At 44.9% G+C, this 26,114-nt stretch carries 25 protein-coding genes; 9 read left to right on the top strand and 16 right to left on the bottom strand.

The annotated features are described in order from the left end of the window. Positions 1-110 precede the first annotated feature (110 nt). From AB4486_RS19135 to AB4486_RS19090, 10 genes are all read right to left on the bottom strand, one after another. Entirely contained in the window at positions 111-554 is a 444-nt protein-coding gene (locus AB4486_RS19135) for a F0F1 ATP synthase subunit epsilon (protein ID WP_017060844.1), read from the bottom strand. A 14-nt stretch (positions 555-568) separates the two neighbouring features. Beyond that, complete coding sequence (gene atpD / locus AB4486_RS19130) at positions 569-1,954, bottom strand: F0F1 ATP synthase subunit beta (RefSeq protein ID WP_017060843.1); 1,386 nt, start codon at positions 1,952-1,954, stop codon at positions 569-571. A gap of 44 nt (positions 1,955-1,998) precedes the next feature. Continuing rightward, on the bottom strand, positions 1,999-2,868 hold the full coding sequence (atpG, locus tag AB4486_RS19125) for a F0F1 ATP synthase subunit gamma (protein WP_017064727.1): 870 nt from the start codon (positions 2,866-2,868) through the stop codon (positions 1,999-2,001). 46 nt (positions 2,869-2,914) lie between these two features. Next, the gene (gene atpA, locus AB4486_RS19120; RefSeq protein WP_102332884.1) at positions 2,915-4,456 is read right to left on the bottom strand and encodes a F0F1 ATP synthase subunit alpha; all 1,542 of its coding nucleotides are present in this window, start codon (positions 4,454-4,456) and stop codon (positions 2,915-2,917) included. 9 nt (positions 4,457-4,465) lie between these two features. Further along, on the bottom strand, positions 4,466-5,017 hold the full coding sequence (locus AB4486_RS19115) for a F0F1 ATP synthase subunit delta (RefSeq protein WP_017060840.1): 552 nt from the start codon (positions 5,015-5,017) through the stop codon (positions 4,466-4,468). An 11-nt stretch (positions 5,018-5,028) separates the two neighbouring features. Continuing rightward, entirely contained in the window at positions 5,029-5,499 is a 471-nt protein-coding gene (locus tag AB4486_RS19110) for a F0F1 ATP synthase subunit B (protein ID WP_017060839.1), read from the bottom strand. 54 nt (positions 5,500-5,553) lie between these two features. Continuing rightward, the gene (gene atpE / locus AB4486_RS19105; RefSeq protein WP_004730405.1) at positions 5,554-5,790 is read right to left on the bottom strand and encodes a F0F1 ATP synthase subunit C; all 237 of its coding nucleotides are present in this window, start codon (positions 5,788-5,790) and stop codon (positions 5,554-5,556) included. 47 nt (positions 5,791-5,837) lie between these two features. Next, positions 5,838-6,608, bottom strand: coding sequence for a F0F1 ATP synthase subunit A (gene atpB / locus AB4486_RS19100; RefSeq protein WP_372118193.1), 771 nt, complete (start codon positions 6,606-6,608; stop codon positions 5,838-5,840). Between the two features lies 1 nt (position 6,609). Continuing rightward, positions 6,610-7,011 carry a hypothetical protein gene (locus AB4486_RS19095; RefSeq protein WP_017060837.1) on the bottom strand — a complete coding sequence of 134 codons (402 nt, stop codon included), beginning with the start codon at positions 7,009-7,011 and terminating at the stop codon, positions 6,610-6,612. A gap of 717 nt (positions 7,012-7,728) precedes the next feature. Then, complete coding sequence (locus AB4486_RS19090) at positions 7,729-8,613, bottom strand: LysR family transcriptional regulator (RefSeq protein WP_017060836.1); 885 nt, start codon at positions 8,611-8,613, stop codon at positions 7,729-7,731. Positions 8,614-8,770: 157 nt separating this feature from the next. On the opposite strand from AB4486_RS19090, the gene AB4486_RS19085 reads away from it, so the two are divergent. From AB4486_RS19085 to AB4486_RS19055, 7 genes are all read left to right on the top strand, one after another. Then, positions 8,771-9,169: a RidA family protein gene (locus tag AB4486_RS19085; protein WP_017060835.1), complete on the top strand. Its 399-nt coding sequence runs from the start codon at positions 8,771-8,773 to the stop codon at positions 9,167-9,169. Between the two features lie 187 nt (positions 9,170-9,356). Next, positions 9,357-10,817 carry an aldehyde dehydrogenase family protein gene (locus tag AB4486_RS19080; RefSeq protein ID WP_017060834.1) on the top strand — a complete coding sequence of 487 codons (1,461 nt, stop codon included), beginning with the start codon at positions 9,357-9,359 and terminating at the stop codon, positions 10,815-10,817. Positions 10,818-11,023: 206 nt separating this feature from the next. Continuing rightward, positions 11,024-12,019, top strand: a complete 996-nt coding sequence (locus tag AB4486_RS19075; RefSeq protein ID WP_372118191.1) for a membrane dipeptidase — start codon at positions 11,024-11,026, stop codon at positions 12,017-12,019. A gap of 230 nt (positions 12,020-12,249) precedes the next feature. Continuing rightward, the gene (locus AB4486_RS19070) at positions 12,250-13,857 is read left to right on the top strand and encodes a BCCT family transporter (protein ID WP_017066850.1); all 1,608 of its coding nucleotides are present in this window, start codon (positions 12,250-12,252) and stop codon (positions 13,855-13,857) included. Positions 13,858-14,120: 263 nt separating this feature from the next. Then, on the top strand, positions 14,121-15,932 hold the full coding sequence (locus tag AB4486_RS19065) for a hypothetical protein (protein ID WP_372118188.1): 1,812 nt from the start codon (positions 14,121-14,123) through the stop codon (positions 15,930-15,932). Continuing rightward, on the top strand, positions 15,929-16,666 hold the full coding sequence (locus AB4486_RS19060) for a DUF3726 domain-containing protein (RefSeq protein ID WP_017064722.1): 738 nt from the start codon (positions 15,929-15,931) through the stop codon (positions 16,664-16,666). Before AB4486_RS19065 ends, AB4486_RS19060 begins: the two co-directional genes overlap by 4 nt. Positions 16,667-17,062: 396 nt before the next feature. Further along, positions 17,063-18,355 carry an alpha/beta fold hydrolase gene (locus tag AB4486_RS19055; RefSeq protein WP_372118185.1) on the top strand — a complete coding sequence of 431 codons (1,293 nt, stop codon included), beginning with the start codon at positions 17,063-17,065 and terminating at the stop codon, positions 18,353-18,355. Between the two features lie 168 nt (positions 18,356-18,523). Here the strand turns inward: AB4486_RS19055 and AB4486_RS19050 are convergent, their stop codons facing one another. The 6 genes from AB4486_RS19050 to AB4486_RS19025 form a co-directional block, all read right to left on the bottom strand. Further along, positions 18,524-18,706: a hypothetical protein gene (locus tag AB4486_RS19050; protein WP_004730424.1), complete on the bottom strand. Its 183-nt coding sequence runs from the start codon at positions 18,704-18,706 to the stop codon at positions 18,524-18,526. A 282-nt stretch (positions 18,707-18,988) separates the two neighbouring features. Further along, entirely contained in the window at positions 18,989-19,216 is a 228-nt protein-coding gene (locus AB4486_RS19045; RefSeq protein WP_004730426.1) for a PAS factor family protein, read from the bottom strand. Positions 19,217-19,483: 267 nt separating this feature from the next. Beyond that, the gene (locus AB4486_RS19040) at positions 19,484-21,640 is read right to left on the bottom strand and encodes a c-type cytochrome (RefSeq protein WP_372118183.1); all 2,157 of its coding nucleotides are present in this window, start codon (positions 21,638-21,640) and stop codon (positions 19,484-19,486) included. Next, positions 21,637-22,251 carry a cbb3-type cytochrome c oxidase subunit II gene (locus AB4486_RS19035; RefSeq protein ID WP_372118180.1) on the bottom strand — a complete coding sequence of 205 codons (615 nt, stop codon included), beginning with the start codon at positions 22,249-22,251 and terminating at the stop codon, positions 21,637-21,639. Before AB4486_RS19035 ends, AB4486_RS19040 begins: the two co-directional genes overlap by 4 nt. Continuing rightward, a complete protein-coding gene (gene ccoN, locus AB4486_RS19030; protein ID WP_017069846.1) occupies positions 22,252-23,676 on the bottom strand; it encodes a cytochrome-c oxidase, cbb3-type subunit I in 1,425 nt (474 codons plus the stop codon). 37 nt (positions 23,677-23,713) lie between these two features. Continuing rightward, positions 23,714-24,088 carry a cytochrome c gene (locus tag AB4486_RS19025; RefSeq protein ID WP_029235248.1) on the bottom strand — a complete coding sequence of 125 codons (375 nt, stop codon included), beginning with the start codon at positions 24,086-24,088 and terminating at the stop codon, positions 23,714-23,716. A 461-nt stretch (positions 24,089-24,549) separates the two neighbouring features. On the opposite strand from AB4486_RS19025, the gene AB4486_RS19020 reads away from it, so the two are divergent. Both AB4486_RS19020 and AB4486_RS19015 read left to right on the top strand, forming a co-directional pair. Then, the gene (locus AB4486_RS19020; RefSeq protein WP_372058255.1) at positions 24,550-25,005 is read left to right on the top strand and encodes a hypothetical protein; all 456 of its coding nucleotides are present in this window, start codon (positions 24,550-24,552) and stop codon (positions 25,003-25,005) included. A 9-nt stretch (positions 25,006-25,014) separates the two neighbouring features. After that, positions 25,015-26,040, top strand: a complete 1,026-nt coding sequence (locus AB4486_RS19015) for a GGDEF domain-containing protein (protein WP_372058254.1) — start codon at positions 25,015-25,017, stop codon at positions 26,038-26,040. The last annotated feature ends 74 nt before the right edge of the window (positions 26,041-26,114 follow it).

Raw genomic sequence — 26,114 nt, 5'->3', positions numbered from 1 at the left:
GCAACGTTAGACCTAGGTTTTACGTTACGCAGATATCAAAAGGCTCACTAGTTAGTGAGCCTTTTTTGTATTTGTTTGCTAGCACAGCTAACGGCCAATAACGCTTATTCTCAGTGTCTTGTGTGAGAAGACGTCAGTTCTGATGCGCGAAGCTGAGCAACGGCTTTCGCTAGTTCTAGCTGAGCTTGTGCAAAGTTAATGTCTATGTTGCCCTTGTTGATGTTCTCTAGAGCGGCATATTTCGCTTCTTCTGCGCGAGCGCGGTCAATGTCTTTACCATGCAAGGCCGTGTCGGCTAATAACGTAACCACATCCGGCTGAACTTCCAGCATCCCACCAGAGACATACAGCACTTGGCCTTCTGATTTAGGGTCTGTAACGAACACGGTTACGCCCGGTTTGATCTTACTGAGAAGCGGGGAGTGACCGGGGCGGATCCCCAGTTCACCGTCAGCGCCAGAAACGGCTAGGGCATACGCTGGACCTGAAAACAGCGTACCTTCCGCACTTACAATATTAAGTTGAAATGTATTATCTGTAATTCCGATAGCCATGGTGCACCTGCCTCTTAGAGTGATTTTGCTTTGTTAAGCACTTCGTCGATAGAGCCACAGTACAAGAACGCTTGTTCTGGGATATCGTCATATTCACCGCTTAACAGACCTTTAAAGCCTCTTAGTGTTTCGCTTAGCGGTACAAAGACACCTTTCTGACCAGTAAACACTTCGGCTACGTGGTAAGGCTGCGTTAAGAAACGTTCAATCTTACGAGCGCGAGATACGGTCTGTTTGTCTTCAGTAGACAGCTCATCCATACCAAGAATCGCGATGATGTCTTTTAGCTCTTTGTAGCGTTGCAGCGTTGTTTGTACTTTTTGTGCAATGTCGTAGTGCTCTTGGCCTACGATCAGCGGATCTAACTGACGTGACGTTGAATCTAACGGGTCAATCGCAGGGTATAGACCCAGTGCCGCGATGTTACGAGACAGTACAACGGTCGCATCTAAGTGAGCAAAGGTTGTTGCTGGCGATGGGTCAGTCAAGTCATCCGCAGGTACGTATACTGCTTGGATAGAGGTGATAGAGCCTTGTTTTGTTGACGTGATACGCTCTTGAAGTACGCCCATCTCTTCAGCCAGTGTTGGTTGGTAACCTACTGCTGAAGGCATACGACCTAGCAGAGCTGATACTTCTGTTCCCGCAAGCGTGTAACGGTAAATGTTATCAATGAACAACAGTACGTCACGACCTTCATCACGGAAGCGCTCAGCCATAGTTAGGCCTGTAAGTGCTACACGTAGACGGTTTCCCGGTGGCTCGTTCATTTGACCGTAAACCATGGCTACTTTGTCTAGTACACCTGCTTCTTTCATCTCGTAGTAGAAGTCGTTACCTTCACGAGTACGTTCACCTACACCGGTAAACACAGAAAGACCTGAGTGGGCTTTGGCGATGTTGTTGATAAGCTCCATCATGTTGACGGTTTTACCTACACCAGCACCACCGAACAGACCAATTTTACCACCCTTAGCGAATGGACAGATAAGGTCGATAACCTTAACGCCTGTTTCTAGAAGCTCAGTGCTGTTTGCTTGTTCTTCATAAGAAGGGGCTTCACGGTGAATCTCGTAGTTTTCTTTCTGACCGATTTCACCACACTCATCGATAGGTTGACCAAGCACGTTCATGATACGGCCTAGCGTTTCTTCGCCGACAGGAACCGTGATTGGAGAGCCTGTGTTTTCAACCGTTAGGCCACGACGTAAGCCATCTGACGTACCCATTGCAATACAACGAACGATATTGCTACCCAGTTGTTGTTGTACTTCCAATACTAACGAGCTTGCTTCGTCGCTAGTCACTTTCAATGCATCATAAACGCGTGGGCTGTTGCCGCCGCTGAACTCGACGTCAACCACCGCGCCGATTACTTTAACTATTTTTCCAACACTCATTCTTAAATCCTCAAATTCTGTTCTTGACCCAGTCTTTTCTAGCCCTAGACAGCTTGGGCACCTGAGACTATTTCACTCAGCTCTTGGGTAATGGCAGCCTGACGCGCCTTGTTGTAGACCAACTGCAAGTCATCAATGAGTTGGCCTGCGTTATCAGTCGCCGCTTTCATAGCGACCATTCGGGCTGCTTGCTCACAGGCAATGCTCTCAACAATGCCTTGATACACTTGCGATTCGATGTATCGATGTAACAGTTCTGAGAGTATGTCTTTGGGTGCTTGCTCATAGATGTAGTCCCAACGACGCGCTTTTTTAGGCTCACCACCTTCCTCAGAATCCGAAGGGTGGGGGAGCAACTGCAAGGTCGTTGGCGCTTGAACCATGGTGTTGACGAACTGGTTGTAAACGAGATACAAGCTATCGATTTTACCTTCGTCGTAATGCCCGAGCATCGCATTCACCGTACCTAAGATGTCTTCTAACTTAGGTGTATCGCCAAGACCTGACGTTTGTGCAATAACGTTGCCGCCGCGTTGGAAGAACGAGATAGCCTTAGATCCCACTAAGGTTGTTTCTACCTCGACTCCCTTGGTGCGCCATTGCTCCATTTCTTCTAACACTTTCTTGAACAAGTTTGAGTTCAAGCCACCACACAAGCCGCGATCGGACGAGATAATGATGTAAGCGACACGCTTAGGTTCACGCTGTTGCAGGTAAGGGTGCTGGTACTCCAGGGAACCCGATGCAACATGAGAGATAACTTTTCGCATGTTCTCGGCGTAGGGGCGAGTTAGCGTCATGTTGTCTTGAACCTTGCGCATCTTACTTGCTGCAACCATTTCCATTGCGCTAGTGATTTTCTGAGTGTTACTAACACTGGCTATCTTGGTGCGAATTTCTTTAGTACTTGCCATAATCTGCTCCTATTTGTTTTGATTTCCAGCTAACAAACCGGAGCACTTACCAAGCTTTCATCCCAACAAAACCTTCTAGGATCTCTTTAAGAGCACCGTCGATTTCGTCATTGTAATCGCCTGTCGCGTTGATTTTTTCGAACAACGCAGGGTTCTGACCTTTGGCATAAGCAATCAGCTCTTCTTCAAAACGGGCAATGTTGTTTAGCTCAACACCGACCAAGTAGCCTTTCTCTGCTGCGTAGATAACCGTTGCTTGCTCAGCGACTGACATTGGAGAGTATTGTTTTTGCTTCATTAATTCGGTAACACGCTCGCCATGGTCTAGCTGTTTGCGCGTCATCTCATCTAAGTCAGAAGAGAACTGAGCAAAGGCCGCCAGCTCGCGATATTGAGCTAATGAAGTACGGATACCACCAGACAGTTTCTTGATGATCTTGCATTGCGCCGCACCACCCACACGAGATACCGAGATACCTGGGTCTACTGCAGGACGTAAGCCTGAGTTAAACAATTGGGTTTGAAGGAAAACCTGACCATCGGTGATTGAGATTACGTTGGTTGGTACAAACGCTGATACGTCACCCGCTTGAGTTTCAATGATCGGAAGCGCCGTTAATGAGCCAGTTTGACCTTTCACTTCACCGTTAGTGAACTTCTCTACATACTCTGCATTCACTCGTGCTGCACGTTCTAGAAGGCGTGAGTGAAGGTAGAATACGTCGCCAGGGAAGGCTTCACGACCCGGTGGGCGTTTCAATAGCAACGAGATTTGACGGTAAGCAACGGCTTGTTTTGATAGGTCATCATAGATGATCAGTGCATCTTCACCGCGGTCACGGAAGTATTCACCCATGGTGCAACCCGCATAAGGGGCTAGGTATTGAAGCGCTGCAGACTCTGATGCTGATGCCACGACTACGATGGTGTTTTTAAGCGCATCGTGGTCTTCGAGTTTACGAACCACGTTAGCGATAGTGGAGGCTTTTTGGCCAATCGCTACATACACACATTTGATGCCAGAATCTTTCTGATTGATGATCGCATCGATAGCTAACGCTGTTTTACCCGTCTGACGGTCACCGATGATAAGTTCACGTTGACCACGACCGATTGGCACCATGGTATCAACCGCTTTATAGCCAGTTTGAATTGGCTGATCAACAGACTTACGTTCGATTACACCGGGTGCAATCACTTCTACAGGGTCGAGTCGGTCACAACTTATTGGGCCTTTGCCATCGATTGGCTCGCCTAATGTGTTCACAACACGGCCAAGAAGACCGTTACCGACGGGGACTTCCAAGATACGACCTGTACCTTTCACTTTCATACCTTCAGATAGGTCAGTGTAGGGGCCCATAACCACCGCACCTACTGAGTGCGTATCGAGGTTAAGTGCGAGTGCGTATTTGCCACCTGGTAGCTCAATCATCTCGCCTTGCATAACATCAGCAAGGCCATTGATTGTGATGATGCCATCACGAACCGATACGATAGTGCCTTCATTGCGAGCCTCGGTGCTCACATTAAATTTCGAGATGCGTTCTTTGATTAGATCGCTGATTTCATTTGAATTTAATTGCATAATTGTTACCTATCTCGCGTGAAGTTGATGAGCCAATCGGTCAATTGATGTGTTTAAAGAACCATCGATAACGGTTTCACCCGCCTTGATGACCATTCCACCTACTAACGTGTCATCAATAACCTGCTTCATTTCAACCTGACGCTCTAATTTCTTCTCAAGTGCAGCTGTTAGTGACGTAACTTGATCTTGTGTCAGCATTTCTGAACTGGTGACAGTGACAGGCACTACACGTTCATGTTCGTCCTTTAGCTCGCAGTACAATTCAAACAGGTCTCTTACAACAGAAAGGCGGCCGTTCTCGGCCAAGACTCGAATAAGATTAATGACGTGGTCATCAACGAGTCCTTGGCAAATATGAATGATGAGGTTTGCCAGCTCTTCTGTTTGGTGTGTAGAAGCACCTTCTGCTGAAGAAATCTGACTAGCGATCGTTTCTTCTTCCGCGACAGCCACAAGAATGGACAGCATTGAGTGCCACTCTTGTAACTGGTTTTCACCTAAAGCAAATTCAAACGATGCTTTGGCGTAGGGATGAGCAATATTGGTGTAATCTGACATATTGCCTCTCCTTAGAGTTCGCTAATCATTTGGTCAACTAGCGCTCGGTTCGTTGCGGAATCTAGGTTTTTGCTAATCAGTTTCTGTGCACTTTGAATTACTGCGTCTGCCATATCTGCCTGAAGTTCACGGCGTATCTTTTGGCGTTCGCCTTCTAGCTCAGCTCTACCTTGTTCTAAGATGCGTGCCTTTTCTTGCTCGGCTTCTTGTTGCGCTAAGCTGATGATTTCATTGCGGCGTTTTCGGCCCTGTTCAACCAGTTCAGTCACATCTTTTCTTGCATCTTCGATGAGTTGCGCGCCATTTGATTTTGCTAGTTCTAGCTCTTTCGCAGCGTTCTCTGAGTGGCGTAAACCATCAGCGATTTCTTTTTGGCGCTCGTCTAACATCGCGGTGAGAGGGGGCCATACATATTTCATGCAGAGCCAAACAAAAATCACGAATGAGATTGCTTGTCCAAACATGCTTGCATTTAAGTTCATACCTTCCTCACTAAATCTTGATTATTTACAAATCGATCTTTCAAAGCGGTTTGATTAAGCCACGGCGAAGATGATGTATAGACCGATACCAACACCGATCATCGGTACTGCATCCACAAGACCCATCATGATGAAGAATTGAGTACGAAGCATTGGAGTAAGGTCTGGTTGACGCGCAACACCTTCAAGGTATTTACCTGCTAAGTTACCAATACCAGATGCTGCACCTGCTGCACCTAAACCGATCAGTAATGCACCTGCTACATATAAAACTGCGCTTACGATATCCATTTGTATCTCCGATAAATAATTTGTTAGTTAAATTTTTTAGTTATTAATTAGTGGTGTTCTTCTGTTGCCATACCTAAATAAACAACGGTCAGTACCATAAATATAAATGCTTGCAAGAATACGATTAATATGTGGAATAGTGCCCAAGGAACACTCAGTGCCCATTGCATCCACCATGGCATTAATGCGATCAGAATAAATATCATCTCACCTGCATACATGTTTCCAAATAATCGTAAGCCTAGTGATATAGGTTTTGAAATTAATGTTATTAATTCAAGAGCTAAGTTAACAGGGTATAAAAGAGGGTTATCAAATGGCTGCGTAGTAAGCTCTTTGATAAAGCCTTTCAATCCTTTATTTTTAAATGTATAAGTCAACAGTAAGATAAATACACCGAGTGCCATCGACATTGGAATATTTACGTCCGCCGTTGGTAGATCTCTAAAGTGTTCTAGACCCATTGCACGACTTAATGCTGGTATGAAATCTATTGGTAATAAATCGACCGCGTTCATTAACAACACCCAAACAAAAGTGGTTAATGCCAGTGGCCCTATTAATTTATCCTCCGCTTGAAAAATCTCTTTTACTAGGTTGTTTACAAAATCAAATATCAGTTCGATAAAACATTGAAATCGACCTGGAACACCGCTGGTGCCCTTAGTCACTACGTATCGAAAAGCTCCAATAAACAGTAAACCCGTAATCCAAGATACCAACATCGAGTCGATGTTGAACGCCCAGAAACCATCACCTGTAGTTAAGAAGGTTAAGTGATGCTCTATGTATTCGTGAGCGGTAGTTACTTGATCCATACTACACGTACTCCGATCTTGTAGAGGCAGTAATAAATGGTGTTAAGAAGTACCCAACCATAGTGAGAATATATGCGTACAATATTACTGGGTTATCCAATTTGAAAAACTGGAACGCCAAGATAAACATTAAGAACGTATAAGTTATTTTCACGACACGACTCATTTGCATTAAGTCACGTAAACTATAATTAGGATTCTTGCGCACCTTTAGGCTTGCATATATAAAACCAAACAGCGGAGGTAGCATCGCAATTCCGATACCCAAAGCCGACGATTCCATATCTACTTTATTACCAAAAAACACTTCATATAAAACTACACCGACGGCTAATACTACTTGGCAGAGAACAACTCTTTTAGCAGCAACAAGAATGTCACCACTTATCCCATTAAGCCTCATAATAAAACCTTATATTTAACAGTGTAAGCTCATATAAAACACAGTTTGAATATGTCTTGCTACTCGCATTTACTTGTTAATAAAACTTTGCTTGTTAACAAAGAGATAATCTTGCTGGTTTTATATCTCCTGACGAAATAGAACGATATAAACTAGTTCGCTCTCGTTTCGACAAAATATAAACTACGCCTAAAATTATGTGATCAAAACGACAAATATTGATATCAATAATTCCATTTTTGAAATTAATGTTTTTCATTTATGAAAGTAATAGTTCTATCACTTTATTCATGAATATTTAAGATGCTTTATCCTTGTGAAAAAGAGGGTCTTTTTAGAAGGGAGTAGCGAGCTAAATTTTCAACTTATGATCTTATCAATTAAGACTATTCAAACACTTAGGTTCATTTACAAGCTGAGTTGTGAAGTGTGATTTTGGTAGGGGTTAAGCTTGTTTGAGGCAATGATGGAAGATCTGGTTTTTCTGGTAAATTAAACGTACGTAGCTCCTTATCAATAAGCGAATATTTTTTATATTGTCGTCAGCTTGTCACTATTTGCGTGCGCGAGAGTGAAAATTCAGCGCCTAAATGTTGATGATATAGGAGTGAAATGGGGGACTGGGTGTGCGAGAAGCATGGTGCGGAGAAGAAACACCGAGTTTTGAGGAAGTAAATGGCAGCAGAGCGCTGCCTAATTTACTTAATCTAGGCTCTCTTATGACTCTTCATAACTGAGGTATTGAATACATAAGTCATGGAAAGCCTGTGCTTGTGGCGAGATCGTACGATCAGACAGTCTGAAAATGCCGATTTGTCGTTGCAAGGGTGGGTCAATTAGCGGAATCCACACCAAGCGGGTTTCATTGGTTGGGAAAGCCAGCTTAGGTAGCGTGGTCACGCCTATCCCGAGCTCTAACACCGAAAAAAGCGAGGTAATGTTCTCGACAGAGTACAGGGCTTGTTCGCTGAGCATGCGCGCAGGTGTTGGGTCCAGTAGGGTGCAAGTCCCGTTACGAATGAAGGGCTGCTTTAACAAGGTTTGCCATTCGATTCCTTCCCGTTGAGAGGCGATAGGGTTATCTTTGAGGCACACCACACCGATAGGATCAGAAAGCAAAGGCGTGAAGTCGATGCTCTCTTCTTCTAAATGGGAGCTATTACCGAGGGCAACATCCACCTCGCCAGAGAGTAATCTTGCTTCTACCCCTGCCGCATTATCATCAATCAAACTCACTTCTACATTCGGGTACTGCTCACAAAATGCCCCTAAAACACTAGGGATGAGTTTTGCGGCCACCGAAGGCACGCTCGCTATTCGAACTCTTCCTTGTTGTCCTGCTGCCGCTGCGCGTAAGTCATTGTCTAATGCTTTGTAAACGTTCAGAAATTGAATGATCTTGGGCAAACATATTTCTCCAAAAGGCGTCAGTGTCGATTTGTTGCCTGTTTCAAACAGAGGTTGGCCGAGTATTTTTTCCAACTCTTTTATCGAAGTCGAAAGTGCCGCTTGCGATCGATTTGCACGGTGAGATGCCGCTCTAAATCCACCTTCTTCGACCACCAAAACGAAATGTTTTAACTGTTGTAGCTTAATACTCATGACTCCGATCCTTCTCTAGCCCTTGCTATACCTTACTTTTTGCAAGGTGATAGATTTTATTTATCAAATGCACAAAATTTACCGTTAGATTTATCAGACGTCAAGGTGCAGTATTTAACCATCTTGAAACATAGTTGTTACAAAGTTGGATGAAATCGTGAACGCACAAACTAAAAAACACCCAGTAAAAACCTCTCTTTTTGCTTCAAAAGCACCACTAGAGTGGGCAATCGTTAATAACGGCACTCTATACACTGCGCAGATTCCAATCGATGAAACGGGCGCAGTAGTAGAAGGCGGTATTGAAGCGCAAACGCGTCAGACTTTTAACAACCTTGTTCATACCTTGGAGTGTGCAGGCGAATCGATGGATTCTGTGCTGCAGGTTCTGATTTACGTGACTGACCGTGAATACCTGAAAACGGTAAACAGCGTATACGGAGAATACTTCAACGCACCTTATCCAAATCGTGCAGCAGTCGTTGTTGCAGGGCTAGCTAGAGAAGAGATGTTGGTAGAGTTCGTGGTTTATGCATCGGCGTCTCAACCTGAATAAATGGACTGTGAACTGAGGCAATTTGCCAATCAAAGCTGTTTGTCTACGCAGATCTTTACTAATACAAGCGAATAGTTTTACGTCTAGATACAAAATTAATACTTATTCTCTATATGAATTAACAATTTATTAATTAATCCGATGGTTGCCAGACTCAACCGCAACCTAACGTTACAAGGACAGAATGATGACTCACTTACAGAATGTTCAAGCAGAAAACGCACTTTACATTGGCGGCGAATGGCAAGCGGGTGTAAGCACCGTAGCGAACATTAACCCATCAGATATTTCTGAAAATATTGGCAACTTTGCACAAGCAAGTGCTGAACAAGTTCAACAAGCGATTTCAGCGGCGAAACACGCTCAACCAGAGTGGGAAAAAACGCCGATTGAACGCAAGCAAGCGGTGCTTCAAGCGATTGGTGATGAGCTGATTGCCCGTTGTGATGAGCTGGGCACTTTGCTATCTCGTGAAGAAGGTAAGCCTTTTGCTGAAGGTCGCGGTGAGATTTACCGTGCAGGTCAGTTCTTCCAATACTTTGCGGCTGAAGTGCTTCGCCAAATTGGTGACAACGCAGATTCTGTACGCCCGGGTGTTTCTGTTGAAGTGACTCGCGAAGCGGTGGGCGTTATCGGCATTATCTCTCCTTGGAACTTCCCGACAGCAACAGCAGCTTGGAAAATTGCTCCAGCATTGGCTTTCGGTAACAGCGTTATTTGGAAACCAGCAAACCTAACACCAGCAAGTGCGGTCGCGCTTACAGAGATCATCCACCGCCAAGGTATCCCTGCAGGTACGTTTAACCTTGTACTGGGTAGCGGTTCAACAGTAGGTGATGCACTGATCAACTCTAAAGAAGTGAACGGTGTGAGCTTTACCGGTTCTGTTGATACGGGTCGTAAAGTGGCAGCGGCTACAGCGCCAAACTTCGTTCGATGCCAACTAGAAATGGGCAGTAAGAACGCACTTGTTATTGCTGACGATGCTGATATCCAAACTGCGGTTGATGCAACGATTGCAGGTTCTTTCTCTGGCGCAGGCCAAAAATGTACCGCGTCTTCTCGCCTTGTGGTTATGGATAGCATTCACGACCAATACGTTGAAGCACTGATTAAACGTATGAGCGAGCTGAAAGTGGGTCACGCACTGGAAGAGGGTGTGTTCATGGGCCCTGTCGTTGATGGCAACCAACTTGAAGCAAACCTAGGTTGGGTTGAGAAAGCACGTCAAAGCGGCGGTGAGCTGGCATTTGGTGGCGAACGCTTGAGTATGAAGCACGAAGGTTTCTACATGTCTCCAACGCTGTTCTTGAACACTAAGAACGATTGGGAAGTGAACCAAGAAGAAGTGTTCGCACCAATGGCAAGTGTGATTCGTGTCGCTGACCTAGAAGAAGCGATTGCGACAACCAACGACACTCGCTTCGGTCTAACAGGCGGCATCATTACTCAGAGCCTACGTACTAGCGCAATGTTCAAGCAACAAGCGCAGACCGGTTGTGTGATGGTCAACCTACCAACAGCAGGCACGGATTACCACGTACCGTTTGGTGGTCGTAAAGAGTCTAGCTTCGGTCCTCGTGAGCAAGGTCAATACGCGAAAGAGTTCTACACAGTGGTTAAGACGGCTTACCAACGTCCTTACTAATCCACTTTCTAAATAAGAATTGGATAGCTGAATTAACTTCCTAGCTATCCAGCTATCGAATTGGCCTGATTCACAGAGTCAGGCCAACATTCAAACCAAAGCAGCAAACGAACTTAGACAAGTGATTTAACCCATTTTTGAAAACATGTTATTTGAGCGTGTTTTCAAAACCGAGCTAGAACACTGAGCTTTCAATAGGAGTGGTTATGTACCAGCAACGGATTGTTATAGATGGATTGCAATACTGCAATTGGAACAGAGAATATTTCCAAATACTAAAGGCGAGCGGCATTACAGCAGTTCACGCTACCGCGGTTTACCACGAGACGGCTCGTGAAACCTTATCTCGCTTTGCAGAATGGAATTTAAGATTCGAGCAGAACGCAGACCTTATCATGCCGATTCACTCAATGGCTGATGTCGAGACTGCAAAAGCGACTGGCAAAGTCGGCATTTTCCTTGGTGCTCAAAACTGTTCTCCAATCGACGATGAGATCGGTCTTATCGAAGTGATGCGTAAGCAAGGTCTTTTGATCATGCAACTGACGTACAACAACCAGAGCTTATTGGCGACGGGTTGCTACGAGAAGAACGACACAGGTATTACTCGCTTTGGTAAACAAGCCATCGAAGAGATGAACCGAGTGGGCATGATCATAGATATGTCTCACAGTGCAGAGCGCTCAACACTTGAAGCTATCGACTTGTCTTCTCGTCCTATTTGTATCAGCCATGCGAACCCGACGTTTGCTCATGATGCACTACGAAATAAATCAAACGATGTAATTAAAGCTCTAACCGCACGCGGCGGCTTAATCGGATTCAGCTTGTACCCATTCCACCTACCAAACGGCAGCCAATGTACCTTGGAAGATTTCTGCCAGATGGTTGCGACTACGGCTGACATGGTCGGCGTAGAGCACCTCGGTATTGGCAGTGACCTATGCATAAACCAACCTCAAGCCGTTCTTGAATGGATGAGAAATGGTCGTTGGTCTAAAGCAATGGACTACGGCGAAGGCTCTGCGAACAACTCAGGTTGGCCAGATGCGTTGCCTTGGTTCTGTGGTAGTGCGGGTATGGAAAACATATATAACGGATTGATGCGTCATGGTTTCAGCGAGTCTGAAGCTGGGCAAGTCTTGGGAGAAAACTGGTTTAACTTCTTGAAAGATGGCCTAGAGCCTCAAACCAAGGGTTAACGGTTTCTCGCGAGCCATCATCGAATTAGCAGCCTTCTAACAAACGTTCAATAAGCAAGTGCTGCTTAAACCAATTTCACTATTCAAAAGGAACAACGGTCTATTTCGCAACGCGGTAACCCAAACATGGATTAGCCTGCCCAACACAAAAAACAATAGGGCAGGTGTTAAATACACCCTTGTAGTCATCATTCAAATGACAGCTGCAAAGAAACCTCTGGAGTCAGAGTATGTCTGATTTAACCAATAGCGTGAAATCTTCAAGCTTAAATGCGGGTCAAGCACACACAACAATTAATGCAAAAAGCAACACAAACGAGTCTGAGTCTACGTCAGACAAATTAGGCCTATCCAACCCAGCACTTTGGTACAGCGGCGGTTTTATCGCTCTGTTCGTGGCACTTGCTCTATTTGATGGCGAGCTGTTATCAAGCCTAGTAAATACGGGCTTTGCATGGTCTGTAAAAGTATTCGGTCCTTACTGGCAAATGCTTCTTCTTCTGACTTTTCTTATTGGTCTTGGCCTGGCGGCAGGGCGAACAGGCAAGGTTATCCTAGGCGGCATCGCTAAACCTGAAATGGACGGCTTCCGTTGGATGGCGATCATCTTCTGTACGCTACTGGCAGGTGGCGGTGTATTTTGGGCAGCAGCAGAGCCTATCGCTCACTACGTTAGCCCACCACCATTGTACGGCGCACAAGAAAACGCACAGCAAGGCGCGGTGAATGCTTTATCGCAATCCTTCATGCACTGGGGTTTTCTAGCATGGGCCATTGTCGGTAGCTTAACGTCTATTGTGGTTATGCACCTTCACTACGACAAAGGCTTACCGCTTAAACCTCGTATTTTGCTTTACCCAGTTTTAGGCGAGCGAGCATTGAAAGGTCACACCGGCGCATTGATTGATGCATGTTGTATTGTCGCAGTAGCGGCGGGCACCATTGGTCCTATCGGCTTCTTAGGCTTGCAAGTGAGCTACGCACTGAACGCACTGTTTGATATTCCTGATGGCTTCACGACGCAGCTTATCATCATCCTGTTCGCTATCGTTCTATACACATTGTCGGCATTAAGTGGTCTTAACCGCGGAATGCAAATGCTAAGCCGTTACAACGTAATTTTAGCAATGTCATTGATGGTCTACATTCTGATCTTCGGCCCAACAAACTTCATTTTCAATGGCTACATCCAAGGTGTAGGCAGCATGATAGACAACTTCATCCCAATGGCAACATACCGTGGTGACGAAGGTTGGTTGAGCTGGTGGACAGTATTCTTCTGGGGTTGGTTCTTAGGTTACGGCCCAATGATGGCAATCTTCATCGCACGTATTTCACGCGGTCGTAGTATTCGCCAATTGGTATCAACCATCAGTCTTATTGCACCGTTCGTAACATGTTTCTGGTTCACCATTGTTGGCGGTTCTGGCCTTGCGTTTGAAATTGCAGACCCAGGCAGCGTAAGTAAAGCGTTCGAAGGCTTTAATTTACCTGGCGCGCTACTGGCAGTAACTCAGCAACTACCAATGCCAATGCTTATCTCTATTCTGTTCTTGATCTTGACGACGATCTTCATCGTAACGACAGGTGACTCAATGACTTACACCATCAGTGTGGTAGTCAGCGGTGAGACAGAGCCTAACGCAATTATTCGTACTTTCTGGGGTGTGATGATGGGGGTAACAGCATTGATTCTGATTTCCCTAGGTTCCGGCGGTATTTCAGCGCTGCAATCATTCATAGTTATCACAGCGGTACCGGTGTCCTTAATCTTGCTGCCATCACTTTGGAATGCGCCTCAAATCGCAATCAAGATGGCGAAAGATCAAGGCTTATAAAACATCAATGCCGGTATAAAGAAGAAAATGTAGAGATAAAGATCTCTAAAAACTGAAGATAAACAAGGTGTGAGCCTTTGAAAGAAGGCTGATACAAGATTCCGGAAGGAAGATAAAAACCGTACTGGTGAAGATACACCGGGCGGCACGTATTTAGGTCAATCGATCTAGTCAGGACAAATAATAAGTGGCGAGTTCGCTTGCCTCGATAATATCAATAACGATTAAAAACGTGAAAGCTAACCAACATACTGTCGCTATATATGCTTCAAAAGACAGCAACGATCGGTTCTGAATGGCTAGCAAAATCCTATAACTATAAGGTGGTGAGCAAAATGGATGCACATCGTTCTACCTACACTGAATCAGCACTACGTGACGCAACGGTCGTCATGGCACCGGAAAGACTGGGTGCTATGCACCAAACACGCATCAGCTTCGTAAGAACTCTGATTCGTAAAATGGCGCAACAGCAATGGAAAGTGACTAAGCATGAGTGGCAACTAGACGCTCGAGGTTTTGGTCATGTTATCTATAAGCTAGAGACGCCAAATCATGTTTATCATTTGGTTGTTTTCTGCGATGAGATTGCAGATGACGAACGAAATGACCGTGTAATTGCTGAAAAGTGGGACGTAACGTTTGCGCTTGTTCTTGGTGATGTTGATGTCACCCTACTTGAGAGACTTCGTGCGAATGTACCGCTACAAGAAGCAGGCCGTAACCCTAACAATGTGCTTGTTTTAGCGCGTGCCAACAAAAGTGTACGAGTGTTTGAACATATTGTTAGTCACTTGGCTAAAGGTGTTCAACCAACGCCAAAAGAGCTAGCGGAAGTTGGCTACATCCTACGAACCACAGCGGTTTATGGTAATGGTAAGTTTGGTATTGCTGACTTTAAAATCTTGGAAAAGAATCCAGATTTTAATCAATCGTTCAGTGCTCAAATGTGTGCTGTTTATATGCTGCGTGAGTTCAGCCTAGATTGGGTTCATTACCTAGCGGAGCAACAAGGCGGTGAACAAGCGATTACCTTGCATAGAGGATTACAGCGTTACCTTGGTGTTGGTAATGCGACTGGTTTAGGCATGGCGCCATACCTTATTAACCACCCAAGTATTGTCGATCAATGGATGACAACCCGTGAACATGCATTGGCGGACGTGTTGGCTAGTCAGACCGATACGGCGTTGATCGAGCCACTACGTAGATACGTTAAAAAAGCGATTTGTCATTTAGAACAAGTTGTTACCATCAATGAAAACCAGCAAGAGTTGAACAAAACCGCTGTTGATGAGTTAAAACACGCAGAACAGTCACTAGAAGCTTCTGTAAACCATTGCGATACATGGGCGCAGTTAGTTGAACAATCTAAGCACATGAGTATGGAAGCCCAAGAAATCCTTATCTCATGCTTGATGGAATTGTACCCAGAATTAGTGGACGCCGATCAAGAGCATATGAATTGTAGCGAAACACTCTCGCTTCCTAGTGGCAAAAAGATCCAAGACCTATTGGTTGTGTTAGAAGAAAAGTACCGTTGGGCAATCACCACCGACTTTACGAAAGCAGATAACAACTACTGGTTCTGGTATCGCTCTCAGGACAAAGAAGAGCCAAGGCTCGGTGTTCGAGGAGAAGAAATTGGTGAAGAGCGTGAGCTGCCATTAGATATTGGTCGTCAAGCTTACCGTCTGTACCACTCCTTATTACAGTTCACACCAGAGCTTTCTCTAGCAGAGTTCTTGGTAAAACAACCGCAACATCGTGCGATAGCACGTCGTGTATGGACGCTTGGCAACAAAGCGATGGGCGACATTCAAATGAACGTGCTTCATAAAGAGTCGCTGCCGATGCATCTGTTACGTTGCAAGCTAGCTATGTTTGGTGCTACTAAGTTTGATCCTCGCTCAGATCGTTGGGTTCGCGTGACCTTCTTCCAAGGCGCACCGCTGCTTGACGAAATTCATCAAGACGAGTGGGTGTTCCCAGTCTTACCAAGTGAAGCGGAGCTTGCTGGCTCTCATAACGTTCCTACACATATCAATGCTCAACATGGAGGTAAATCGCTATGATCGTTTCTCACAATGAATTGGTCGCGGCCGTTAATAAAGCCTTTCTGGGTATGCGTCGTACATGTGGTGAAGCCGATGTGATAGCGAACATGGTGGCAGATTTACAAATGGTTGGCTTGGATGGTGTTCGTCATTTTAACAATGCGAGCAACTTTATGGGGCTAGAAGACGATTGCCCTGTAGACATCCAAGTGACAAGCGACAACACAGTTGAAGTGGACCTGCACAAGGCGAGCTTAGCGTGTCATCTTCCTGTGGTGATGGATTACGCCATTGAAAAAATGGTCGGTAAAAAGACGCTGAAAATCGAGCTAAACAACTGCCATAACCGTTGGTTAGCGTACAGTGAGCTTGTAAAACTGGCAGCGAAAGGCATCGCATGTACCGCACGTTGGGATAATGGCTCAAATCCTAAGAGCACCTTGTATGTGCTTAACCGTGGTTGCGTTGCACCAGAACTGTTTTTATCAGATTTGCCTCTGGCATCGGACGATCATATCCACAATATGACCATCGAGCTTTCCGTCCAGGATTTCGATATCGAACGTTTGTCAGATGGCTACCAAACACACATTGAATCGGAAGCGCTTTTTAAAACTCAAGAGAAGGCGTGGAACGAGGGCATTGAAGTTGACGATGGAGAGTGGGGCGCGTTGAAAGAAACGGCGACGGCTATCCTTGTTGAAAACAGCCAACGTTCAATTCAAGGTGCAGGTGAGCTCGAGGCTTCTTAGCTTTGTTTTATAGAGCTATAAGTTACAGAAGCTCAGTTTATAGATCTTTGGCTTATAGAAACTAAACCTATAAAGCCTGAGCTTGTTCAACCTAAAAACCTCATTTACAACAGATGAAACCAAAGAGCTTAACGTATCCTCACCTCGTTAAGCTCTTTTTATTTGTGTCCCACTTTTGTTCTTCTTCTCAATAGATCACATCTTAAACTCTCTGTTTTGACACAAGTTGTTACGCGTATAAAGCTAATTTGGCGATTTAATGAAGTACCTTCACATTCAGGTTCAACAAACGGTTTCATTTACAAGCTAGTATGCGTATCTTGCTAACTACGGTGCCAAAGGGTGCCATTTTTATTCGTACCAATGACTTTAGAATCAGATAAAAAGGAATGAAGCGTGCAAGCTAACTTTATTGATGGAACCACCCTGTACCGTCAGCACTCTTTCGAGTTGCCACTTGATTATCAAGCCAAAGATGGACAACAGATCCAAGTCTTCGCACGTGAGCTGGTTGATCTCGCTAAAGATGAGCAAGAGCTGCCGTGGTTGATCTACTTTCAAGGCGGCCCAGGTTTTCCTTCTCCACGGGTGAGTGGTCAATCGGGTTGGCTAAAGCGTGCATTACAAAACTACCGTGTTCTGCTTCTAGACCAACGTGGTACTGGCAACAGCACGGTTATCAGCCTTGAAACTTTGGCGCATTTGTCTCCAGAACAACAAGTCGAATACTTAACGCATTTCAGAGCGGATAACATCGTTCGTGACGCTGAAGCGATTCGTGAACAGTTTGGTATTAAGCAATGGTCGACGATTGGTCAAAGCTTTGGTGGCTTCTGTACACTGAGCTATTTGTCACTGTTCCCACAGAGCTTGCAGCGTTGTTATGTGACGGGCGGCATTCCTTCTATTGAACGAGAAGCTGACGATGTTTATCGTGCGACTTACAAGCGTGTAGAAGACAAAAACAGAGCTTTCTTTGCTCAGTTCCCACAAGCACAAGCTATGTGTCGCGAGATCTCTGATTACCTGCTCAACAACGATGTGAGACTGCCAAACGGTCAGGTGTTCACAGTTGAACAGTTCCAGCTAATAGGTATTAATCTTGGTGGCGGCGAAGCAAACCTTCCAATGTATTTCACACTGGAGAGTGCGTTTGTTGAAGTGAACGGTAACAGACAGCTGAGCTACAGCTTCCTAAATCAAATGCAGCAAGAGCAGGGTTACTTAACTAACCCAATTTACGCAATCTTGCATGAATCGATTTACTGTCAAGGTACAGCGTCTAACTGGTCTGCACATCGTGTTCGTGAGCAGTACCCACACTTCAACTACCAATCGGGTAGTGAGTTCTGGTTTACCGGAGAAATGGTGTACCCATGGATGTTCGACCAACTAGAAACGTTGAAGCCATTGCGTGAAGCCGCCAATCTATTAGCTGAGAAATCGGATTGGGGTACTTTGTACAATGCAGAGCAGTTGAGCAAGAATACGGTTCCGATGGCGTGTGCCGTTTACGCAGACGACATGTACGTAGAACTGGATTACAGCCGCGAAACACTGGCTAATATTCCAAACTCGAAAGCGTGGATTACCAACGAGTATGAGCACAACGGTTTGAGAGTGGATGGTGAGCGAATCGTCGATAAGCTAATGACGATGGTTGATGCATTAGAAAACTTGCCAAAATAATCCAATTCTCTGTGTAGGTTATCTAGGTTAGAAGCTATCTAAGTTAGAAGCTCTTTACGTTAGAGACAAGGCACGCCAGAAACAAGAAAACGCTGCATCCGTGCAGCGTTTTTTTATGTCATCGAACTATTCGATTTAAGGAACTAGGAGGGGTAGCCCTTGAAGCCATTAAGGTTGGATGACGATATCTTGATTTTCAGTGGTCGATAAGCTGGCGCGGTTTTGTTCGATAAGCTGAGCCGCATAAGAGGGAGTCACAGCTTGAATTTCGCCTTTTGAACGAATCGTTAATGCTTCCCACGCATGATCACGGTATTTGCCTGTCTGTGTATATTCAATAAGTACTCTCATGATTCTTCCATCCGATGTGTGGTTAACGTGCTACTAACATTAGCGCCATTATTGTGGTTACACACCTGTTAAAAATGGAACATAAGATTAACCAAATGAGAATGCGTGTAACTTGAAAAACAGACCCAACTGCACTTATCTTCTTAACCGCGTTTATCGCAACTAACCGTATTTATCGCAACTAACAGCATTTATCGTAACCAACCTTACTTATCGTAAATAGCGTCCATAAAAAAACGCTGCACAATGGCAGCGTTAAAGTTGAGATAGGTTGAAGATTGCTTAGCTGTTTTCTAAGCCAACAATCTTGCGTGCAGACATCACTGCACTATCCAAATCGGTCAATCTACCAGCACTTGCTGGACCAAGAACTGATGAATACAAAGCCAACTGCTTCTCAAATGATAAATCTAATTGGTTATATAGATTTTGGCGGATTTGAGCGTGTTGCTGAGGCTTTGCGCTCGACAGGCCTTCCAACGTATCGTAGATGAGTGTAGTTGTATCCATAACTGTCCTTAGTACATCTTTAGAAAATTTTGCATATTATGCACTTGGTGTCATCTTTGTTCTGCGAGATTGATCGCATTATGTGCAGCTCTGCTTAATTGTGTAATCAGTTAGTTACAATTGTGTTGTACGGCAAAGTATCGAAAACTTGGGTTTGGGCAAAAGAAAAGGAGACACAGTGGTCTCCTTTTGGCTTGTTAGGCAAACATAAAAGTTACGTGCTGTTCGCTGCTTGTTGGGCCAATCGGCTACGCACAGCTACAGCGCCTATCGTATGTTAATGTTCTTATCTCGATTTTCGTACATTTCAGGTGTGGTGTGTAATCCACCTGCATAGCCTGCTGCTTCAAGTGTTTCTCTTACCTCTCGAACATGCTCAGCCGTGACCGGTTCATTTCTGTCGCCAAGGTTTAAACGCACAAACGTGATTAACTCAGCTAAGCGTTGATCCGACAGTACATCCTCAAAACTTGCCATTGGCATGAAATTTCTGTCTTTGTCGAGATAGGTGGGTTGCAAGCCGCGCACCGTTACCGCAATGGTATTGAATGGGTCGCTGTGCATGATAATACCGTTGTTCAACAGAGTAGGGGCGATTGGATCGCGACCTTTACCATCGTCACCATGACAGGCCCCACAGGTTTGACGATACGTGGTGTAGATTTCACTGGCATACGCAGCTTCATCAAACCCTTTAGGCTGTAACTGAACGGCATCACTGGCAATGGTGTTGTTGATGTCCCCACTGAGTAGGTAATAGGACATCGACTCAATATCTTCACGCGTCATCAAGCTTAGGCTGTTTTTCACTACATCAGCCATACCCGCAAAAGCGGTGCCTTTGTCTGAATGTCCTGTGTGTAAAAAGTCTGTGAGTGTTGCTTCATCCCAACCATCGATATAGAGCTCATTGGCTGTAATATCAGGCGCGTTCCAACCGTCGATCAAGTTACCTTGGAAAATACGTTCTGGTATCAGTGCTTGGGCAATATTTCGAGGTGTATGGCACTCCGAACAGTGACCAAGTCCTGCGACCCAATATTTGCCTTGTTGCCACTTATCGACATTCTCAATTTCTCCTTTGAGTTCCTCTGGCACTTCATAATCAATAGGGTCGGTATCCATGAATACGATGTTCCAGCCAAGCAAACCTAAGCGAATATTGGATGGAAACATCATGCTGTTGTCATCATTGCGTCGCGGCACGGCGGTGATTGACTGCATGTATTCCCATAAATCCACCATGTCTTGGTCGGTGAGGTATTGATAGGAGGTGTAAGGCATTGCAGGGTACAGGTAACCATTCTTGCCTTTACCTGCGACTAACGCCGCTCGGAAATCATCGAAGTCATAAGTCCCAATACCTTCGGTAGTGTGTGGCGTTATGTTGGTTGAATACACGGTGCCGAAGGGGGTGACAAAGGGTAGGCCGCCAGCAAAGGGTTCGCCACCTTCTGCACTATGACAAGCCACACAGTCACCGGCATAAGCGAGATATTCTCCGCGCTCAACAGATGATGCTTTCAAACTCGCGAGCCGTTGTTGCTCTACGTCACCAGCGTGTCGGATATAAGCCCCAAGCGCGAGTATCTCGTTCTCACTGAGCTGCTCATCAAACGCAGGCATTAGGTTGTTCAAACCGTAATTGATGGTGTGCTGAATCTCTTCAATACTCCCTCCGTGAAGCCAGATATCATCGGAAAGATCAGGTACGCCAATCGCTGGGTTAGCGACAGCACCATCGGCATGACAAGACGAACAGTATTGGACGAACAAGGTTTTACCGAGCTCGACTTTAATCTTCGGCACATCGGTATGACGTTGGTTGAGGGAGGCTAGATAGTAGGAGACTTTTGCCACCTCGTCTGGGCGCATGATTTCACTCCAACCCGGCATCGCTCCATTTCGCCCTTTGGCAATCGAATGGATCACAGCTTCATCACTGCCGCCGTATAACCATTCTTGGTCGATAAGATTAGGGAAGTGTTTCTGACCTTGTGCATTATCTCGGTGACAAGCGGCACAGTGAGTTTGGAATAGAATCCTACCGCTGTTCACGATCTCTGGGACAGCAGCTAATCCCTCTAACGTGGTTTCGCTGGTTTGTGCAAATTGCTCATTGAGAGTGGTGGATGGTGAACTGAGCTTATCGTCGCTTTGTTCCCAATCGACTAAGCCTTCCCATTCTCCAAGCCCGGGGTAGAGCACCAAATAACCCGCAGACAAAAGAAATGCCACTGCATAACTGATAAATAACAGCTTAGGTGGAGGCGCATCTTTCTCTTCAATACCATCAAAGGTGCCAATGGTGTGGTCGTGATCGGCCTTGTGATTGCTACGCCAGTATTTAACGACAACAGACACCATCAGAACAAAGAATATTAAGGTTAAGAGTACCGCCCATAGATTCCAGAATGTGCTCATTGTGATACCTCCTGTGACGTATCTTTACCCAGGCTTTGTAAATAGCGAATCAGAGCTTCACCTTTGGTTTTGCCTCTTACTTGCAAACGGGCATCACCAATTTCTTGATCGGTATAAGGCACACCTAAGGTACGTAACACTTCCATTTTGGCGCTAATATCATCGCCAGTCAGAGTCTGCTCAAATAGCCACGGGTAAGAGGGCATGATCGAGGTCGGTACGACTTTTCGAGGGTCAATTAAGTGAATAGCATGCCATTGGTCAGAATACTTTCTACCTAAGTTAGTGAGGTCAGGACCAGTACGTTTAGAGCCCCACAAGTTAGGAAACTCATAGATATCGTCTGCTTCTTGGTTCGGGCGACCATTACGCTTCACTTCTGGCTCTAGAGGGCGAACCATTTGTGTGTGACAAACATGGCAGCCTTCACTGATGTATATGTCTCGGCCTGCTAACTCAGTCGGTGTGAGAGGCATCGCTAAGCTGCCTTTGGCAATATCATCGCCACGGACAATGCTTGGCACTACCCAGACCAATAAAGAGAAGGAGGCCACGACAACAGTGGTCAAAATTAAAATGACGATTGAATGTGTAAAGTCTTTACTCATCATTTAAGCTCCTTCATTAACAGTGTGTTTAGCATCATTTGTTACGGGCATACGAACCGTTTTGTACAAGTTGAAAGCCATTAAGAACAATCCAAGTACAAACAGCGCGCCACCAAAGAAACGCATGAATAGCCAAGGTGCTTTAAAGTCCATAGCTTCTACAAAACTGTAAATCAGTTCGCCATTTTCATTTTGAGCGAGCCACATATATCCCTCGCCGATGCCTGCGATCCAAAGTGCTATTGCATAGATGGCGACGCCAGCATGAGCAAGCCAAAAGTGCCATTTAATCAGTCGTCGTGACCATAGATCGGTTTGGCCCCATAAGCGTGGAATGAAGTAGTAAAAAACCGCTATCCCTGACATCCCAACCCATCCGAGAGCCGCGGAATGTACGTGCCCGATGATCCATTCGGTGTTGTGTGCCACCATGTTGAACCAGCGAATAGCGAGTAGCGGACCTTCGAATGTTGCCAAGCAGTAGTAAAGAATCGCTGAGAAAAAGAATAAAAGAATGTAGTCGGACTTCAGCTTTTCTTTATTTTGTAGGAGGGTCATTGCGCTATTGAACGCGCCTGCCCAAGAAGGGAGCCACAGGATCAAAGACATAACGATGCCGATGTTCTGAATCCAGATGGGAACAGAAGAATAAACCAAATGGTGCGTTCCGGCCCACGTGTAAAAGCCGACCAAGCCCCAGAAATGGATCACAGACAAACGGTACGAGTAGATAGGTCGATCCGCCGCTTTGGGTATGAAATAGTAGTTCATACCAATCACACCAGCGGTCAGCAAGAAACCGACGGCATTATGTCCCCACCACCATTGAACAATCGCATCTTGAGCGCCTGCAAACACAGAGTAGGACTTCATCGCCAACACAGGCATCGCGAGGTTGTTCACGATGAAAATCATTGCAACGACGATAATGAATGCAGCAAAGAACCAGTTAGCCACAAAGATATGGCTGACCTTTCGTTTAGCAAGGGTGCCAAAGAACAACACCGCGTACAGCACCCAAACCAACACAATCATCAAGTCGATTGGCCATTCAAGCTCCGCATACTCTTTTGAGGTAGTGTGGCCTGCGGGTAAGGAAATGACCGCAAGTAACAGGATGAATTGCCAGCCCCAAAATACCATCCATGAAAGGCTTTTGTTGAACAAGTCACAATGGCCTGTTCGCTGGGCAATGTATAAAGACGTCCCCATCAAGATATTCACGACGAAGCCGTAAATTACTCCAGAGGTATGTAGCGGACGCAGTCGACCAAATTGGAAATACTGAGAATCAAAGTTTAAGACTGGCCAATATAATTGCGCGGCGAGAATCACGCCGATGATCATACCTACAATCGCCCACACTAAGGATGCAATGATGAAGTACTTCACGACCTTAATGCTGTATTGCGTTGTCACTTGTTCCATAACAAGGCTCCTTGCCTAGAGGTTTTGAATCGCTGACTTAATTTGAATCGCTGAGCGAGCCTGCTTCGTTGCCGAGCACAGAATAGAAATAGGAAATGTCACGGATGTCTTGGTCTGAGAGCGTGTCGGCTTGTTGCTGCATGAGAATCGCTAAACCACTGGTTCTTTCTCGAGTCTGATAATCTTTCAATGAAGAGATGAGATAACCCACTTTTTGACCGCGAAGGTTCGGGTAGGGATCTTGTGTTGAGATGCCATCAGCGCCATGACAGGTCATACACACTTTGGCTTTTTGTTTACCTAATTCGAATTGTTCTTGATTAACTTCAGCAGAAACAGGAAACATGACCAGCGTCATTACTAGGGTAGAAAGTGTCGCCATGGGGTTAAATTTTTTTATATTCAAACTCATTCTCGATTCCCTTGATTATGAAATGAGTAAGCTTTCTAAGATCAATACACGAGATCAACTGGTGAAGTAGAAACGACTGGAACTCGTTATTAAGTCTCTTAAAGCTGCTTACGTTCGATTAAAGGTTATGCAGCAACCAGCATTCTCGCTACTGAATTACTCATATTTATTGTTAATTTTGTTGTTTCATACGTATTCATAGGGCTTATTGGTTTACTTACGCAGAGTAAAATACGAGTTTTTGTTACTAGACGGTTGAGAAGGAATACGTCAAGCGGGTAGGGAGTGCTGAGCGAGAGCGGTGATGGAAGAGACAGAGAAACGGCGAAGTTATTGAAAAACAGCGAGGTGTAGGAGCATTCGGAATAAAGTGATACCAATCAATCTGAGTGGTATCGGTACAAGTTAAATGGTCAATTTATACTAGACTCAATTTAGTGACCTTTTAAATGGAGTTTAGAATGAGAACTGTATTCTTGTTGATGCTTTGGCTTTGCTCGTTTTCGATTTTTGCAGCCTCAGAGTTAACGGTTTTCGACCACTCTGGGCAAAAGCATGGTTTTAGTAGAGAGCAACTCCTGTCACTTCCTCAGACAGAAATTACTACCACCTTGCCTTGGGTCGAGGGTCTGACCGTTTATAGTGGTGTGACGTTACAAACGGTGCTTGAAAATATGGATCTACCGATATCATCACAAGTCACTTTCGTAGCATTGAATGACTATAAAATTGCGGTGCCCAAAGAAGATTTTGATACCTATGAACCCATCATTGCGATTAAAAAGAATGGGGAGTTTATGTCTGTGAGAGAGAAAGGCCCGTTTTGGTTGATTTACCCACTCTCTGCGAATCCTGAGACTAATACCCCTGATTTCCATGCCAAGATGATTTGGCAGATTCGTGATATTCACCTGTAGAGGCTAATTATGAAGAAGCTGTTGTCTATGGCCGCAATCAAAGTCGTTGTTTTGTCTTTGGCCGTGGTTGTTCTATCCGTCAATATCTACAGCGTTACTCGAATTAATGACATCAACAAGAGCTTTTCTAATCGCCAAAATGAGGCAACATGGTTTGTTTTTCAACTTGTCAAAGAGTATGCAAACTTCTTGATGGTTAGCCATGCAAAGACGATTGATTATGATGAACTTTGGTTGGCATATGACATTACTTGGAGTCGTTTTGATATTCTGTTCAACAGCACTGAATCGTCTAATTTTATTCGCTCAGCAAACTTTAAGCCTTACTTTACCGCAGAGTTTGAAAAATTTAAGTCGCTAGAATCGTCAATCAAATTGGTCAGCCAAGGTCAGCTACCCAAAGAATCGCTGCAGAAGAAAGTCGATATTTGCTACACCACCTTAGTCGAATTCATTAACGAAAAGTTTCGATTACAAAGCCCAGTTATTGAAGAAAATACGTCCATGGTAGGCAAGTTTGTTGTTGTTCACCAAATCAGCAGCGCCTTTCTTGTCTTGATTTTGTTGATGACGGGCATCATTTTCTATATCGATTTTTCCATCAAACGAAAACTTCATTCTACGGACTTTATTACAGGCTTTCGCAATCGAGTCTCGCTCATGCAGTTTGTTAAGAACAGCTATCCAACAAACGGTAATTTCGACCTTTACTTTGTACGAATCAGAAACCTCAATGAGATTAACCAAAAGTATGGGCTTGAATATGGAGACTTGGTGGTGAGTTCAGCGGCTAAGTCTCTGACGGCAAAGGTTCCAGAAAGTACTATCTCGTTTCGTAGTAGTGGCAGCCAATTTTTATTTTTTATTCCTGAGCACTTGTACACGAGTGATGAAATACAAGAAAAATTTAATGACGTGCTCAAGGATTATATCTCGGCGGGGAATTTAGAATTGATGATTGACGCTGTAGTCAGGCATAAGAAGAACATCAGCTCTAAAGATATGATGGAGCTACTAACGACAATGCAGAGTTAATCCCCGCATCAGCGATAAGTTAGATCATTAGGTTTTGTTGACTGTACGCTCACCATTCTCCCGCTTCACTATCA

Source organism: Vibrio sp. 10N.222.55.C6, from assembly GCF_041473395.1.
GTDB lineage: Bacteria > Pseudomonadota > Gammaproteobacteria > Enterobacterales > Vibrionaceae > Vibrio > Vibrio crassostreae_C.
The sequence above is the reverse complement of the archived record's forward strand: the minus strand, read 5'-3'. Positions and strand labels throughout refer to the sequence as shown.